Below are 15,960 nucleotides of genomic sequence, written 5' to 3' on the forward strand. Positions count from 1 at the left end.
CGTGTGGGTTGCCGGCGGTCGTTGTTGTTCTACTTCACCTTGGTTGTGGCGAAGTTGTTGTTGGTCAGAGGGTTGATCACGTAGCCCTCCACGTTGTCACGCATGGCGGTGAACATCTTCGGATGGGCCATGCTGATCCAGGGTTGTTCGTCATCGTACACTTTCAATGCCTCGTTATAGAGCCTTGCACGCTCGTCGTTGTCGATCACTTCGCGGGCGCGGCTGATCAGCTCCTGGAACTTGGGGTTGCACCAGCGTGCATAGTTCTCGCCGCTTTTGGCGGCATCGCAACTGAGCAGCGGGCTGAGGAAATTGTCCGGGTCGCCGTTGTCGCCGGCCCAGCCGGTGGACACCAGGTCGGCCTCGCCCTTCTTGGCCCGGCGCAGCATTTCGGCCCACTCCATCACGCGGATGTCCAGCTTCAGTCCGATCTGCTTGAGGTCAGCCTGCAGCATCTCGGCAGACAAGCGCGGGTTGGGGTTGGTCGGGCCGCCGCCGTTGCGCGTGAACAGGGTGATTACCGTACCTTCGGGCACGCCCGCCTGCTTGAGCAGATCGCGCGCCTTGGCCAGGTCGCGGGGTGGGTTTCTGTTCTCGTTGTTGTAGCCGATCATGGTCGGCGGGTACGGGTTCACGCCGACCAATGCGTTGCCTTTGCCGAACAACTGGTCGACATGGGTCTGGCGGTCGAAGGCCATGTTGATGGCTTTGCGCACGCGAACGTCGCTCAGGTATTTGTGTTCGGTGTTCATCGAGATGTAACCGGTGACCAAGGCCTCGATCTCCTCGACCTTGAGTTTCGGGTCCTGCTTGATCGACGGCACGTCATCGGGCTTGGGATAGAGTGCTACCTGGCACTCGTTGGCGCGCAGTTTCTGCAGGCGCACATTGCTGTCGGTAGCGATGGCGAAGACCAGCGCATCGGCCGGTGGCTTGCCGCGGAAATAGTCCGGGTTGGGCTTGAAGCGAACCTGGGCATCCTTGTTGTAACGCTGGAAGATGAACGGGCCGGTGCCGATCGGCTTGCTGTTCAACTCGGCAGCCTTGCCAGCCTTGAGCAACTGGTCGCCGTATTCGGCGGAGTAGATCGAGGTGAAGCCCATGGCCATGTCGCGCAGGAACGGCGCTTCCGGTCGGGTAAGGGTAATCACCACGGTGTGCTCGTCGGCCTTGCTGACCGACTTGAGCAGGTCCTTGAAGCCCATGCTCTCGAAGTACGGGTATCCGACGCTGGTCTTGTCATGCCATGGATGGTTCGGATCGAGCTGGCGATTGAGGCTCCACAGGACGTCATCGGCGTTGAAGTCGCGGGTGGGCTTGAAGTAGTCGGTAGTGTGGAACTTCACGCCCTGGCGCAGATGGAAGGTGTAGGTCAGGCCATCGGCTGAAATGGCCCAACGCTCGGCCAGGGCCGGCTGGACTTCGGTGGTACCGGGCTTGAAGTCGACCAGGCGATTGAACACCGTCTCGGCCGAGGCATCGGCGGTGACCGCAGTGGTGTACTGGACGATGTCGAACCCTTCCGGGCTGGCTTCGGTGCACACCACCAATGGTTTGGCCGCCAGTTGCGTGGCACCGCCCAGAAGCAGTGCGGCCAGGGCCAGGCGCAGTGGCCGCGATTTCATGAAAGCTCTCTGCATGGGTTGAAACTCCCTGCTTGCATTGATTCCAGCGTAGCCGCCACGGCCCGCAGCGAAGCAGGCCGTGGCGCCGGCGGTCAGAGAATGTTGAATGGAATGGTGGTAACCACCCGGAACTCATCCAGGCTGCCATCGCCCTGGGCCTTGCTGGCGCGGTGCGCGGTGTAGGTGGCACGGATGCTGGTGTCTTTCAATGGCCCGCTCTGTACCGCGTAGCTGGTGCCGAAGCCCCACTCGTAGTGGGTTTCGCCATCCAGGCCGTTCACGTCGTAGGCGGTACCGCGGTAATGGGTACCATCGATGCCCCAGCCGCGGGCGTTGTACAGGTTGAACTTCAGGCCCGGCACGCCGTACGGCGCCATGTTCAGCACGTAGGAAATCTGCAGCGATTTCTCGTTGGGGCCGTTGAAGTCCGACAGCAGCGAGTTGGCCAGGTAGATGCCGTTGGTTTCGTGCAGGTAGTCGAAGTACTCGTTGCCGTTGACCTGCTGCCAGGAGGCGCTGAGGGTGTGGGCCTGATGGGTCAGGCCGAACGACAGGCTGTAGGTGTCGTTGTCGATATCGCCCATCTTCTTGCTGCCGGCGTCGACGGTCTTGTAGTAGTTCAGGCCGGTGCTCAGGCTTAGCACTGCACTATCACCGAGCACATGGTTGGCGCCGAAGTAGTACTGGTTCCAGAAGTCGTCGACCTTGGTGGCGTACAGGCTGGTGCTCAGGCTCTTGAACGGCTGGTAGTTGATGCCGGCGGTGCTGGCGCGGTCGGTTTCCACGCCAGTGGCACTGTACTCGGTGCGGAACTTGCTGAGGCTCTGTTCGGTACGTGGCGAGACGCGGTCGAAGGTGCCCAGGTCGAAGCTCAGGTTGTCGAATTCGGCACTGTGCAGGAACGCGCCCTGGAAACTCGAGGGCAGGGCGCGGTTGCCGATGTAGGCGATCATCGGCGTGTCCACCGATTGGCGGCCGACGGTGAGGGTGGTGTTGGACACCCGCGCCTTGACGTTGGCCAGGCCCATCTTGCTCCACTGGCCGACCGGGTCGCCGTCGCTGTGGGTCAGGGTGCGGTTGTTGGGGCCGGCGACGTCCTCGCGGTTCTGCAGCAGGGCGATGGCATTGTAACCGGCGGCTTCGACGGCGAAGCCGACGGTGCCCTGGGTGAAACCGGAACTGTAGTTGAGGATGGTGCCCTGCACCCAGTTCTCGCGGCTGTGGGTGTCGTGGCGGGTGCCGTCGCTCTTGTAGTACTTCCACAGCGGGGCGCGTGCGGCGCGCTCGCGGGCATACCAGTTGCGGGTGCTGCCGGACAGGCTCTGGCCGTCGACGAAGCCGCTGGCCTGCTCCTGCTCGCTGCTGCCTTTGAGGGTGATGGGCACGTATTCCTGGCTTTGCGGGTCTGCCTGGGTCACGGTGGATAAGGCACTGATGGATAAAGCCAGTGCGGTCAAGGTGAATAGTCTCAAGGTTAAAGCTCCCTTTCTGTTCTTCTAGTTATTGCCTGGCCTTGTGGGCCGGGCTTCTTGCTGCGGTGTTGCCAGGGTTGCCCGGGGTCACCGGGCAGAATCGGGGCGTTGTGTTGGCTGTGCCGGCCTCTTCGCGGGCGCGCCCGCTCCCACAGGTTTCGTGAACCTGAGGAGAACCCTGTGGGAGCGGGTTTACCCGCGAAGAGGCCGGTACCGGCTAATGCTCAATCAACACTCACACCGGAAAAATCGTTGCGCCCGAAAGGGCTGACCTTGAATTCGGAAACCTTGATGCTCAGCGGTTGGTTGACCGTTGAATGTGCCACCGGGGTAATCGGCACCTGCTGCTTGAGCCGCTGCTGGGCCTGCTGGTACAGGGCGGTGCGCTGCGCGCGGTCGGTGACCTGCTTGGCCTGCTTGACCAGGCTGTCGTACTGCGGATCGCACCACAGCGAGTAGTTGTTGCTGCCGATGGCATCGCAGTTGTAGAGGGTGCCCAGCCAGTTGTTCGGGTCGCCGTTGTCCCCGGTCCAGCCGATCAGGGCGATATCGTGCTCGCCGCTTTTCATGCGCTTGAGGTACTCGCCCCATTCATAGCTGACAATGCGCACCTTGAAGCCGAGCTTGCTCCAGTCGGCCTGGAGCATTTCCGCCATCAGCTTGGCGTTTGGGTTGTACGGGCGCTGCACCGGCATGGCCCACAGGGTGATCTCGGTGCCCGGCTTGACTCCGGCCTGCTGCAGTAGCTGTTTGGCCTTTTCCGGATCGAAGGGGGCGTCCTTGATGCTGTCGTCATAGGACCACTGGGTTGGCGGCATGGCGTTGACTGCCAGCTGGCCGGAATCCTGATACACAGCCTGGATGATCGCCTGCTTGTTCACTGCCATATCCATTGCCTGGCGCACTTCCAGGCGGTCGAACGGTGGGTGCTGAGTGTTGTAGGCGATATAGCCGAGGTTGAAGCCAGGCTGTTGCAGCACCTGCAGCTTGCTGTCTGCCTTGAGCGCCGGGAGGTCTGCGGGGCGCGGGTTCAGGGTGACCTGGCATTCGTTGCGGCGCAGCTTCTGGATGCGCACCGAAGGGTCGATGTTGATCGAGAACACCAGGTTGTCGATCTTCACGTCCTGCGGTGACCAATAGGCCTTGTTGCCCTTGTAGCGGATCTGCGAATCCTTCTGATAACGCTGGAACACGAACGGCCCGGTGCCGATCGGTTGCTGGTTGATGTCGCTGGGGCGCCCGCTGGTCATCAACTGTTCGGCGTATTCGGCAGAGAGGATCGAGGCGAAGCTCATGGCCAGGTTCTGGATGAACGCGGCATCGACCTTGTTCAGGGTGAACACCACGGTCAGTGGACCGGTCTTTTCGACACGGGCGATGTTCTTGTCCAGGCCCATGCTGATGAAATAGGGGAACTCGGTCGGGTAGGCCTGGCGGAACGGGTGGTTCTTGTCGAGCATGCGGTTGAAGGTGAACAGCACGTCGTCGGCGTTGAAGTCGCGGCTCGGTGCAAAGGCCTTGTTGCTGTGGAACTTCACCCCTTCGCGCAGGTGAAAGGTGTAGCGCAGGCCATCTTTGGACACCTCCCAGCGGGTCGCCAGGGCAGGGTGCACGGCAGTGCCGCCGCGTTCGAACTCGACCAGGCGGTTGTAGATCGGTTCGGCGGCGTCGTTGTCGGTGGCGCTGGTGTACTGGGCGGTGTCGAAGCCGGCGGGGCTGCCTTCGGAACAGAACACCAGGTTGTTGGCCAGCAGGGCCGGCGATTGGCTGATCAGGCCCAGGGCCAGCAGGGCGGAAACTCGGGTGGTATGGCGCATGGCAAGTCCTTTTACGTCTGTTTGCGCCGCCTCGGGGTACGAATGGCGGCAACAGGTCGCCGACCCCGCTGCGGATGGCAGCGGGACGACATGAACGGGTATGAGGATGGCGGGGCACCCGCCGCTCGGCGGGTGCCTTGGCTAGCCTATTTGTCCACGCTGACGCCGTAGAAGGAGTTCAGCGCGAACGGGCTGATCTTGAAGTCCTTCACCTTGGCGCTCATGGGCTGGTACACGGTGGAGTGGGCGATCGGGGTGATCGGCACCTGCTCCTTGAGGATGTGCTGTGCCTGCTGATACAACTCGGTGCGCTTGGCCTGGTCGGAAGTGGCCTTGGCCTGCTTGATCAGGTCGTCGTAGGGCTTGTAGCACCATTTGGAGAAGTTGTTGCCGTTCATGGCGTCGCAACCGTACAGGGTGCCCAGCCAGTTGTCCGGGTCACCGTTGTCACCGCTCCAGCCGATCAGCATGGCGCCCTGTTCGCCGCCTTTGGAGCGCTTGATGTACTCGCCCCATTCATAGCTGACGATCTTGGCCTTGATGCCGACCTTGGCCCAGTCGGATTGCAGCATCTCGGCCATCAGCTTGGCATTGGGGTTGTACGGGCGTTGCACAGGCATCGCCCACAGGGTGATTTCGGTGCCTTCCTTGATGCCGGCTTCCTTGAGCAGTTGCTTGGCTTTTTCAGGGTCGAATGGCGCGTCCTTGATGCTGTCGTCATAGGACCACTGGGTCGGGGGCATGGCGTTGACCGCCAGTTGGCCGGCGCCCTGGTAGACCGACTCGATGATCTTTTTCTTGTCCACGGCCATGTCCAGCGCCTCGCGGACTTTCAGCTGGGCCAGCGGGTTGGGCTCGTTGCTGCCCTTGACCTTGTCCATCACGTTGTAGGCGATGTAGCCGAGGTTGAAACCGGCTTGCTGCGGCATCTGCAGCTTGGGGTCCTGTTTCAGCGGCTGGATGTCGGCAGGGCGCGGGAACAGGGTGACCTGGCACTCGTTCTTCTTCAGCTTCTGCATGCGCACAGAGGCGTCGGTGGTGATGGCGAAGATCAGGTTGTCGATCTTCACGTCATCAGGTTGCCAGTAGTCCTTGTTGCCCTTGAAGCGGATCTGCGCGTCCTTCTGGTACTTGCTGAACACGAACGGGCCAGTGCCGATCGGCTTCTGGTTGATGTCGGCGGCCTTGCCGTCCTTGAGCAACTGGTCGGCGTATTCGGCGGACTGGATCGAGGCGAAGCTCATGGCCAGGTTCTGAATGAATGCGGCGTCGACTTCGTTGAGGGTGAACCTGACGGTATGTTCGTCGAGCTTCTCCAGCTTGGCGATGTTCTTGTCCATGCCCATGTCGGTGAAGTATGGGAACTCGGTGGGGTAGGCCTTGCGGAACGGGTGGTCCTTGTCGAGCATGCGGTTGAAGGTGAACAGCACGTCGTCGGCGTTGAAGTTGCGGGTGGGCTTGAAGTAGTCGGTGGTGTGGAACTTGACCCCTTCGCGCAGGTGGAAGGTGTAGGTCTTTCCGTCGTCGGAGACTTCCCACTTGGTCGCCAGCCCCGGGATGACTGCCGTGCCGCCACGTTCGAACTGGGTCAAGCGGTTGAACACGGTCTCGGCCGAGGCGTCAAAGTCAGTCCCTGTGGTGTATTGGCCCGGGTCGAAGCCGGCCGGGCTGCCTTCGGAGCAGAACACCAGGTTGGACGCTGCGAGGGCCGACGGTGCGCCGGAGAGCAAGCCTGCGCCTAGCAGGAACGGAATGACTGCGTGTTTGAGCATGGTGGCCTCATTGTTGTCATTTTTCGATTGAGGTGGCCTCGTGAGCCGACCTGCGGATACTTATGCAGGGGGTGTTCCCAATGCAATATGCGGAGGGATAGTTGGCGCCAGAAAAGTGGTACGAGCGTACATGGATGTCGCATTGATATAACTTTCGAAGAAGTTAAACGTTTGCGTAGGCAAAATGATGGCTTTTTGCGGGATATTTCGAGGCGGGGTTGGCGTAGGAAGCACCTTATTGGTGCGTAGGAAATGTCTGAATCTGCGCTTTTTCGACTGACCTCATCGCCGGCAAGCCAGCTCCCACAGGTACAACACAAGGGCTGAAACCTGTGGTGTATCTGTGGGAGCTGGCTTGCCGGCGATAGGGGCGCAATGCGCCCCCGGCGAACTCAAGGCATCTGCACTTCGATCAGGCCATCGGCATTCATGCTCACTTCACTGGTCCCGGCCTCGATATCCGGCGCCGGTGCCGACTCATCAGCCCCCATTGCCTTCATCGCCATCGGCGCACTGCGCAGGTAAGGGCGCGGGTAACCGCTGCTGTTGAGGTTCAGGCTGACCACCTTGTAGCCCTTGCCACCCAGTGCCTCGGTAGCCAGTTGCGCGCGTGCCTTGAAGGCATCCACCGCATCCTTGAGCAGTGCATCCTCGCTGGCCTTGCGCGTGGCCGGGGCGATGGAGAAGTCCATGCCCCCCATCTTCAGCTCTTGCAGCAAGTCGGCGGTCAGCTGCGACAGGGCAGGGAAGTTGGCGCTTTCCAGGCGCAACTCGGCGCGCTCGCGCCAGCCGGTGATCTTCTGGCCCTTGCTGTCATATACCGGGTAGCTGTTGCGGCTACCCTGGCTGATCTTCACGTCCTTGACCTGGCGCGACTGCTGTACGGCCTTGTTCATGGTTTCGGTGATCTGCTTGGCGAGCTTGCCCGGGTCGGTGTTCTGCGCTTCGCTGTACAGGGTAACGACCATCAGGTCGCGCGCCACTTCCTTGCTGACCTCGGCACGCAGCGAGACCTGATTGTAGCGCGGCTCATCGGCAGCCAGCGCCGGCAGGCTGGCGAGCAGGCCGCAGGACAGGATCAGGGCGGTGCCGCGACGTGGGATTTGCATGTGATACTCCTTGGCAATATAAGGCGTGGGTTGTGGCCATCCATTCCACGCATGGCCCATCAGACCGGCAACAGTGTAGTGGGTTCAAAAGTGCCATCATGAACCTGTGACAAAGTGTGGCGCTTTGCCGCATCGCTGCAGCGAGGCGCCTGGCTTCGGTATACTCCAGCCGATTTTTCTGGAGCACTCATCAGGAGAGCTCATGCTCGCCGCCGTACAACCGCTGTCTGCTACTCGCCAGAACCTCTGGCGCCTGACCGTCATTCGGGTCCTGGTCCTGGCTGCCCAGGCCGGCTCCGTGGGCGTCGCCTACTGGACCGAACTGCTGCCTTTGCCCTGGCTGTCGCTGGCCGGCACCTTGGCCTTGTCTTCGCTGCTGTGCGCCTTCACGGCCCTGCGCCTGCGCCTGTCGTTGCCTGTTACCGAGCTGGAATATGCCCTGCAACTGGCCTGCGACCTGCTGATCCACAGTGCCTTGCTGTACTACTCCGGCGGTTCGACCAACCCGTTCGTTTCGTATTACCTGGTGCCGCTGGCGATTGCCGCAGTTACCTTGCCGTGGCTGTATTCGCTGATCCTGTCCGGCATTGCCCTGACCGCCTACAGCCTGCTGCTGGTGCAGTTCTACCCGCTCGAAGGCCTGCCGATGGCGCGGGACAAGATGCAGGTGTATGGCATGTGGCTGAGTATTGCCCTGGCCGCGGCGGTGATCACCTTCTTTGCCGCACGCATGGCCGAAGAGCTGCGCCGCCAGGAGCAACTGCGTTCCGAGCGGCGTGAAGAAAGCCTGCGCGACGAGCAGCTGCTGGCCGTGGCCACCCAGGCCGCCGGTGCCGCCCATGAGCTGGGCACACCGTTGGCGACCATGAGCGTGCTGCTGAACGAAATGCGCCAGGACCACGCCGACCCCTTGCTGCAGGAAGACCTGCAGATCCTTCAGGACCAGGTGAAGCTGTGCAAGGAAACCCTGCAACAGCTGGTACGCGCCGCCGAAGCCAACCGCCGCCTGGCCGTGGTGGAGCAGGATGTCACGGCCTGGCTGGACGAAGCGCTCAACCGTTGGCACCTGATGCGCCCGGAAGCCAGCTACCGCTTCCAGCGCTTGCGCGACGGCCAGGTGCCGCGCCTGACCCCGCCGCCGGACCTGACCCAGGCGCTGTTGAACCTGTTGAACAATGCCGCCGATGCCTGCCCCGACGACCTTGAAGTGCGCCTGGACTGGGACACCCATGACATCGTCATCAGCATCCGTGACCACGGCCCCGGCGTACCGCCGGCAATCGCCGAGGCCATCGGCAAACCCTTCATTACCACCAAGGGCAAAGGCTTCGGCCTGGGCCTGTTCTTGAGCAAGGCCAGCGTGACCCGTGCGGGCGGTTCGGTGAAACTCTATAGTCATGAACAGGGTGGCACCCTGACCGAACTGCGCCTGCCCTATGGCAAGCGAGGAGATGAATGATGAGCGAAGAAAACCAGGTCGAAGGCGAAGAGCTGCCGCACCTGTTGCTGGTGGATGACGATGCCACCTTCACCCGGGTCATGGCCCGGGCCATGAGCCGCCGCGGTTTCCGCGTCAGTACCGCCAGCTCTGCCGAAGAAGGGTTGATCCTTGCCCAGCAGGACCTGCCGGACTACGCCACGCTGGACCTGAAGATGGAAGGCGACTCCGGCCTGGTGCTGCTGCCCAAGCTGCTGGAGCTGGACCCGGAAATGCGCGTGGTGATCCTGACCGGTTACTCGAGCATTGCCACTGCGGTGGAAGCGGTCAAGCGCGGTGCCTGCAACTACCTGTGCAAGCCGGCCGATGCCGATGATGTGCTGGCTGCGTTGCTGTCAGAGCACACCGACCTGGACAGCCTGGTGCCGGAAAACCCGATGTCGGTCGACCGCCTGCAGTGGGAGCATATCCAGCGCGTACTGAACGAGCACGAGGGCAATATCTCGGCCACCGCGCGGGCGCTGGGCATGCACCGGCGGACCTTGCAGCGCAAACTGCAGAAGCGCCCGGTTCGGCGCTGATTCAGTACTGGCAGTGCCGGCCTCTTCGCGGGTAAACCCGCTCCTACAGGTGTTCACAAGCCTCCAGACCTGTGCAGTACCTGTAGGAGCGGGTTTACCCGCGAAAGGGCCGTAACTGCCAGAAACTTCTCTTTATCACCCCGCGATCCCCGCAAGTCCCGGCCGTTGGCGTATCATTAGCCCCCTAACGGCAACCCCTCCAGGATCGCTTGCGCATGCTCGCCCTTCTTATCCAGACGTTGAACATCACGGCCCCGGTCTTCGCCATGCTGTTCATGGGCGTGCTGCTCAAACGTATCCGCCTGATCGACGACAATTTCAACCGTGTAGCCTCGCAACTGGTGTTCAACGTGTGCATGCCGGCGTTGCTGTTCCTCGGCATCTATCACGCCGACCTGGCCACGGCGGTCAAACCCGGCGTCCTTCTCTATTTCATCGTCGCCACCCTGGCCGGCTTCGCCATTGCCTGGGGCATGGCCATCTGGCGCAGCCCGCTGGCCGACCGGGGCATCTATACCCAGGGCGCATTCCGTGGGAACAACGGCGTGATCGGCCTGGCCCTGGCCGCCAGTCTCTACGGCGACTACGGCATCTCCCTGGGGGCGGTACTCGCCGGCCTGGTCATCCTCATGTACAACTCGTTGTCGGCAGTGGTGCTGGCGGTTTACAGCCCGGACCTGAAATCCGACCCGTGGAGCATCTGCAAGAGCATCTTCAGCAACCCGCTGATCATCAGTGTGCTGGTGGCCACGCCCATGGCCTACGGCCAGGTGCCGCTGCCCAACTGGCTGCTGACCTCGGGCGATTACCTGGCGCAGATGACCCTGCCGCTGGCGCTGATCTGCATCGGTGGCACGCTGTCGATGGCGGCACTGCGCGACAGTGGCAGGCTGGCCATCGACGCCAGCCTGGTGAAGATGGTCTGGCTGCCGCTGCTGGGTACCCTTGGAGCCTGGCTATGCGGCTTCCGCGGCGCCGAGCTGGGCATCCTGTTCCTGTACATCGGCAGCCCGACTGCAGCTGCCAGCTACGTCATGGCGCGGGCGGCGAACGGCAACCATGAGCTGGCTGCATCGATCATCGTGATTACCACGCTAATGGCGGCGATCACCACCAACATTGGTATTTTCATCTTGCAGTGGGGCGGATGGATCTAGATCCTTGACTGCAAACAACACAAAAACACAGCCTCACTGAGCTAAAGGACACTTCATGCAAGACCAGAGCACGCCCGAGCGGTTACAGCGCGGGCTGAAGAATCGCCATATCCAGCTGATCGCGCTGGGCGGGGCCATCGGTACCGGGTTGTTCCTGGGCATTGCCCAGACCATCCAGCTGGCTGGCCCCTCCGTCCTGCTGGGCTACGCCATTGCCGGCCTGATGGCCTTCCTGATCATGCGCCAGCTCGGTGAAATGGTTGTTGAAGAGCCCGTGGCCGGCAGCTTCAGCCACTTCGCCCACCAGTACTGGAGCGAGTTTGCCGGGTTTGTTTCGGGTTGGAACTACTGGGTGGTGTACGTACTGGTCGGCATGGCCGAGCTTACAGCGGTGGGCATCTACGTGCAGTACTGGTGGCCCGGCTTTCCCACCTGGGCCACGGCGGCGATCTTTTTCGTGGTGATCAACCTGATCAACCTCACCCAGGTTAAGGTCTACGGCGAGATGGAGTTCTGGTTCGCCCTGGTCAAGGTGGTGGCCATCGTCAGCATGATCGGTTTCGGCGCCTGGCTGCTGACCAGCGGCCATGGCGGCCCGGACGCCAGCGTGGCCAACCTCTGGCAGTACGGCGGCTTCTTCCCCAACGGCGTCACCGGCCTGGTGATGGCACTGGCAGTGATCATGTTCTCGTTCGGTGGCCTGGAGCTGGTGGGCATCACCGCCGCTGAGGCTGACAACCCGCGTCAGAGCATCCCAAAGGCCACCAACCAGGTGGTGTACCGTATCCTCATTTTCTATATCGGTGCCTTGGCGGTGCTGCTGTCGCTGTACCCATGGCAGAAGGTGGTGCAGGGTGGCAGCCCGTTCGTGATGATCTTCCATGAACTGGACAGTGACCTGGTGGCGACCATCCTCAATATCGTGGTGCTGACGGCCGCACTGTCGGTGTACAACAGCTGTGTGTACGCCAACAGCCGCATGCTGTTCGGCCTGGCCAGCCAGGGCGACGCTCCGCGTCAGTTGCTGAAGGTAAGCCGTAGCGGCGTGCCGCTGACCGCGCTGGGTGTGTCGGCTTTTGCCACCGGGCTGTGCGTGCTGATCAACTACCTGATGCCGGGTGAAGCCTTTGGTCTGCTGATGGCCCTGGCGGTGTCGGCGCTGGTGATCAACTGGGCGAGCATCAGCATCACCCACCTGAAGTTCCGCAAGGCCAAGCTGGCGGCCGGGATTACCCCGTTCTACAAAAGCTGGGGGCACCCGGTAACCAACTACCTGTGCCTGGCGTTCATCGTGCTGATCCTGGTGGTGATGTACCTGACCCCGCCGATTCGCATCTCGGTGATGCTGATTCCGGGGTGGATCCTGGTGCTGTGGGTGGCCTTCAAGATGAAGAAGGCTCGCCAGGCCAGGTAGGTAACACAGTGCCGGCCTTTTCGCGGGTAAACCCGCCCCCACAGGGATCCCACAGGCTCTGAGACCTGTGCAGTACCTGTGGGAGCGGGTTTACCCGCGAAGAGGCCGGGCCTGAAAAAGGCTGGGTCAGCCTTGATAGCTGTCGATCACTTCCTGTGCCGCACGGAACGCATCAATCGCCGCCGGCACCCCCGCATACACCGCGCAATGCAGCAGCGCTTCGCGAATCTCCTCCACCGTACAGCCATTGTTCAACGCCCCGCGCACATGACCCTTGAGCTCCTGCGGGCACTTGAGTGCCGTGAGCGTGGCCAGGGTAATCAGGCTGCGGGTTTTCAACGGCAGCCCGTCGCGGGCCCACACGCTGCCCCAGGCATGTTCGTTGACGAAGTCCTGCAGCGGCTGGGTAAAGTCGGTGGCATTGCCCAGGGCGCGGTCGACGAATGCATCGCCCATCACCTGGCGCCGAATCTGTTCGCCGGTTTTCTTGCTATCAGCCATGTTGTTTTCCTTAGTGTTGGCGGCGCCAGGCTCGTGCGGTGGTGTACAGCAACACCATGGCGAGCACCGGCAGTACGTAGAACAGCATCAACCGCTCCAGGCGGCCGGCCAGTGGCATGCCCATGGTAAACGCCGCCACGTGCAGCCCATAGGCCAGGTACAGGCAGAGGAACACCAGGCCTTCGGCGCGAGTGATGCGGTAGCCGGAATAGAACACCGGCAGGCTCAGCGCAGCAACACCCAGCATTACCGGCAGATCGAAGGCCAAGGCGTTGGGCGAGATCGACAGCGGCTCGGGAGTGACCAGCGCGGTCAGTCCCAGCACGGCCAGCAGGTTGAACAGGTTGCTGCCGATCACTGTGCCCACGGCGATTTCCCGTTCACCGCGCAGGGCGGCGATCAGTGCAGCGGCCAGTTCCGGCAGGGAGGTGCAAATGGCAACGACGGTCAGGCCGATGATGCGCTCGGACAGGCCCAGGTCGGTGGCCACCTCCACGGCGGCTTCCAGCAACAAGTGACCCGCCAGGCTCAGCAGGCCCAGGCCGGCCAGCACCTGCAGCAGCGTGCCCGACCAGAAGCGCCCGGTACTGCTGATGACGGTTGCCGGTGCGGGGTAGGTGCGGGCGTAGTGGCGCGACTGGTGCCAGAGCATTGCCAGGTAGCCGACCAGGCCGATCAACAGCAACACCCCTTCGACCCGGCCCAAGTGGCCGTTGGCGGATAACGCGTAGACCAGGCCGCTGGCGACGATCATCAGTGGAATGTCCATGCGCACCAGTTGCCGCGACACGCGCAGCGGGATGATCAATGCGGCCAGGCCGAGAATGACCAATACGTTGAAGATGTTGCTGCCGATGACGCTGCCCACCGCCACATCCGGCGCGCCCTGGTAGGCGGCCTGCAGGCTCACGGTCATTTGTGGGGCAGTGCTGCCGAAGGCCACCAGGCTCAGGCCGATGATCAGCGGGCGTACGTGCAGGCGCTGGGCCAGGCTCAGGGCTGCGCGTACCAGCAGTTCGGCGCCGCCGATCAGCAACAGCAGGGCGATGCCCAGTTGCAGGAGGCTGGAGGTGGGAAGGGTAGCCAGGTCGAAAATGGTCGGACTCCTGTCGCGTCAGTCGCTAAGCCCTTGTACTCGCACGCGCGCGGTTCCGCTACGGATCATGCCGATTTTTTCTGCGGCGGCACGTGAAAGATCGATCAGGCGGCCGCGGGTGTGTGGGCCACGGTCGTTGATGCGCACCACGACGCTGCGCTGGTTGGCCAGGTTGGTCACCCGTACCCGGCTGCCGAAAGGCAGGCTGCGGTGGGCGGCGGTGAGGCCGTGCTGGTTGAACGGTTCGCCGCTGGCGGTGCGTTTGCCATGGTGGCGAGAGCCGTAATAGGAGGCGGTGCCGGTCTTGTCGTAACCGTTGGGGTCGATGTCCTGGCTGGCGCAGCCGGCCAGCAGGGAGAAGAGGGCGAGGGTGCTCAGGGATCGCTTTAGCAAGTCAGGAGGTCTCCAGTGCAGCCATTCGCGGGCTTGCCCGCTCCCACAGGTATATCACCGCCTGTGAAAGCGGTGCAGTATCTGTGGGAGCGGGCAAGCCCGCGAACGAGGGCAAAGCCCTCGCAGCATATTCAGATCACCCTTCGAGCTTGGCCTTGAGCAATTGGTTCACTTGCCCCGGGTTGGCCTTGCCCTTGGAGGCTTTCATCGCCTGGCCGACAAAGAAGCCGAACATCTTGCCACGCTTGGCCTCGTCGGCTGCGCGGTACTGTTCGACCTGCTCGGCGTTGGCCGCCAGCACTTCGTCGAGCATCTTGTCGATCGCACCGGTATCGGTGACCTGCTTCAGGCCCTTGCTTTCGATGATGCTGTCGGCATCGCCTTCACCGGCGGCCATGGCCTCGAACACGGTCTTGGCGATCTTGCCGCTGATGGTGTTGTCACGGATACGCAGCAGCATGCCGCCCAGCTGTGCGGCGCTGACCGGCGCCTGGTCGATCTCGATGCCCAGCTTGTTCAGCAGGCTACCCAGCTCGACCATGACCCAGTTGGCAGCCAGCTTGGCATCGCCACCGATCTTCACCACTTCCTCGAAGTAGTCCGCCTGCTCGCGGCTGGAAGCCAGCACGTTGGCGTCGTAGGCCGACAGGCCGTACTGGTTCTGGAAGCGCTCGACCTTCTGCGTCGGCAGTTCCGGCAAGCCGGCGCGGACGGTTTCGAGGAAGCTGTCCTCGATCACCACCGGCAGCAGGTCCGGGTCGGGGAAGTAACGGTAGTCGTTGGCTTCCTCCTTGCTGCGCATGGAGCGGGTCTCGTCCTTGTTCGGGTCGTACAGACGGGTTTCCTGTACCACCTTGCCGCCGTCCTCGATCAGGTCGATCTGGCGCTGGATCTCGCTGTTGATCGCGCGCTCGATGAAGCGGAACGAGTTGACGTTCTTGATCTCGCAGCGGGTGCCGAATTCGGCCTGGCCTTTCGGGCGGATCGACACGTTGCAGTCGCAACGCAGCGAGCCTTCGGCCATGTTGCCGTCGCAGATGCCCAGATAACGCACCAGCGCGTGGATTGCCTTGACGTAGGCCACGGCTTCCTTGGCGCTGCGCATGTCGGGCTCGGAGACGATTTCCAGCAGCGGGGTGCCGGCACGGTTCAGGTCGATGCCGGTGGAGCCGCTGAAGTCTTCGTGCAGGCTCTTGCCGGCATCTTCTTCCAGGTGCGCGCGGGTTACCCCGATGCGCTTGATGGTGCCGTCTTCCAGGGCGATGTCGAGGTGGCCCTTGCCGACGATCGGCAAGTCCATCTGGCTGATCTGGTAGCCCTTTGGCAGGTCCGGGTAGAAGTAGTTCTTGCGCGCGAACACGTTGCGCTTGCCGATCTCGGCATCGATGGCCAGGCCGAACATGCACGCCATGCGCACGGCTTCCTGGTTCAGCACCGGCAGTACGCCAGGCATGCCCAGGTCAACCAGGCTGGCCTGGGTGTTCGGCTCGGAACCGAAGGTGGTGGCGCTGCCGGAGAAGATCTTCGACTGGGTGGCGAGCTGAGTGTGGATTTCCAGCCCGATCACAACTTCCCATTGCATGTG

Annotated in this window: 13 protein-coding genes; 4 read left to right on the forward strand and 9 right to left on the reverse strand. The window is 62.4% G+C overall.

The genetic code is table 11. The features are described 5' to 3' along the window. Positions 1–29 precede the first annotated feature (29 nt). From GYA95_RS00950 to GYA95_RS00970, 5 genes are all read right to left on the reverse strand, one after another. Positions 30–1,640 (reverse strand): ABC transporter substrate-binding protein, encoded by a 1,611-nt coding sequence (locus GYA95_RS00950; protein WP_170976269.1) that lies wholly within the window; start codon positions 1,638–1,640, stop codon positions 30–32. A 77-nt stretch (positions 1,641–1,717) separates the two neighbouring features. Beyond that, on the reverse strand, positions 1,718–3,097 hold the full coding sequence (locus GYA95_RS00955) for an OprD family porin (RefSeq protein WP_041506249.1): 1,380 nt from the start codon (positions 3,095–3,097) through the stop codon (positions 1,718–1,720). Positions 3,098–3,321: 224 nt separating this feature from the next. Continuing rightward, complete coding sequence (locus GYA95_RS00960) at positions 3,322–4,914, reverse strand: ABC transporter substrate-binding protein (protein WP_015269043.1); 1,593 nt, start codon at positions 4,912–4,914, stop codon at positions 3,322–3,324. A 146-nt stretch (positions 4,915–5,060) separates the two neighbouring features. Further along, positions 5,061–6,686, reverse strand: coding sequence for an ABC transporter substrate-binding protein (locus tag GYA95_RS00965; RefSeq protein WP_013971054.1), 1,626 nt, complete (start codon positions 6,684–6,686; stop codon positions 5,061–5,063). A gap of 392 nt (positions 6,687–7,078) precedes the next feature. Then, entirely contained in the window at positions 7,079–7,795 is a 717-nt protein-coding gene (locus GYA95_RS00970; RefSeq protein ID WP_015269044.1) for an SIMPL domain-containing protein, read from the reverse strand. A gap of 202 nt (positions 7,796–7,997) precedes the next feature. On the opposite strand from GYA95_RS00970, the gene GYA95_RS00975 reads away from it, so the two are divergent. The 4 genes from GYA95_RS00975 to GYA95_RS00990 all read left to right on the forward strand — a co-directional run bounded on the left by GYA95_RS00975 (position 7,998) and on the right by GYA95_RS00990 (position 12,385). After that, positions 7,998–9,254, forward strand: coding sequence for an ATP-binding protein (locus GYA95_RS00975; RefSeq protein ID WP_003257889.1), 1,257 nt, complete (start codon positions 7,998–8,000; stop codon positions 9,252–9,254). Then, entirely contained in the window at positions 9,254–9,814 is a 561-nt protein-coding gene (locus GYA95_RS00980) for a response regulator transcription factor (RefSeq protein ID WP_015269045.1), read from the forward strand. The genes GYA95_RS00975 and GYA95_RS00980 overlap by 1 nt, the downstream gene beginning before the upstream one ends. A gap of 215 nt (positions 9,815–10,029) precedes the next feature. Then, the gene (locus GYA95_RS00985; protein WP_015269046.1) at positions 10,030–10,971 is read left to right on the forward strand and encodes an AEC family transporter; all 942 of its coding nucleotides are present in this window, start codon (positions 10,030–10,032) and stop codon (positions 10,969–10,971) included. A 55-nt stretch (positions 10,972–11,026) separates the two neighbouring features. Beyond that, entirely contained in the window at positions 11,027–12,385 is a 1,359-nt protein-coding gene (locus GYA95_RS00990; protein ID WP_013971058.1) for an amino acid permease, read from the forward strand. Positions 12,386–12,511: 126 nt separating this feature from the next. On the opposite strand, the gene GYA95_RS00995 is transcribed toward GYA95_RS00990, so the two are convergent. From GYA95_RS00995 to gatB, 4 genes are all read right to left on the reverse strand, one after another. Continuing rightward, the gene (locus GYA95_RS00995) at positions 12,512–12,886 is read right to left on the reverse strand and encodes a carboxymuconolactone decarboxylase family protein (protein ID WP_013971059.1); all 375 of its coding nucleotides are present in this window, start codon (positions 12,884–12,886) and stop codon (positions 12,512–12,514) included. A 10-nt stretch (positions 12,887–12,896) separates the two neighbouring features. Continuing rightward, positions 12,897–13,940: a calcium/sodium antiporter gene (locus tag GYA95_RS01000; RefSeq protein ID WP_043935364.1), complete on the reverse strand. Its 1,044-nt coding sequence runs from the start codon at positions 13,938–13,940 to the stop codon at positions 12,897–12,899. Positions 13,941–14,000: 60 nt separating this feature from the next. Beyond that, complete coding sequence (locus GYA95_RS01005; RefSeq protein WP_015269048.1) at positions 14,001–14,375, reverse strand: septal ring lytic transglycosylase RlpA family protein; 375 nt, start codon at positions 14,373–14,375, stop codon at positions 14,001–14,003. Positions 14,376–14,511: 136 nt separating this feature from the next. After that, positions 14,512–15,957 carry an Asp-tRNA(Asn)/Glu-tRNA(Gln) amidotransferase subunit GatB gene (gene gatB, locus GYA95_RS01010; RefSeq protein ID WP_013971062.1) on the reverse strand — a complete coding sequence of 482 codons (1,446 nt, stop codon included), beginning with the start codon at positions 15,955–15,957 and terminating at the stop codon, positions 14,512–14,514. Positions 15,958–15,960: the final 3 nt, after the last annotated feature.

The sequence above is a fragment of the Pseudomonas asiatica genome (genome assembly GCF_009932335.1).
Taxonomy (GTDB): domain Bacteria; phylum Pseudomonadota; class Gammaproteobacteria; order Pseudomonadales; family Pseudomonadaceae; genus Aquipseudomonas; species Aquipseudomonas asiatica.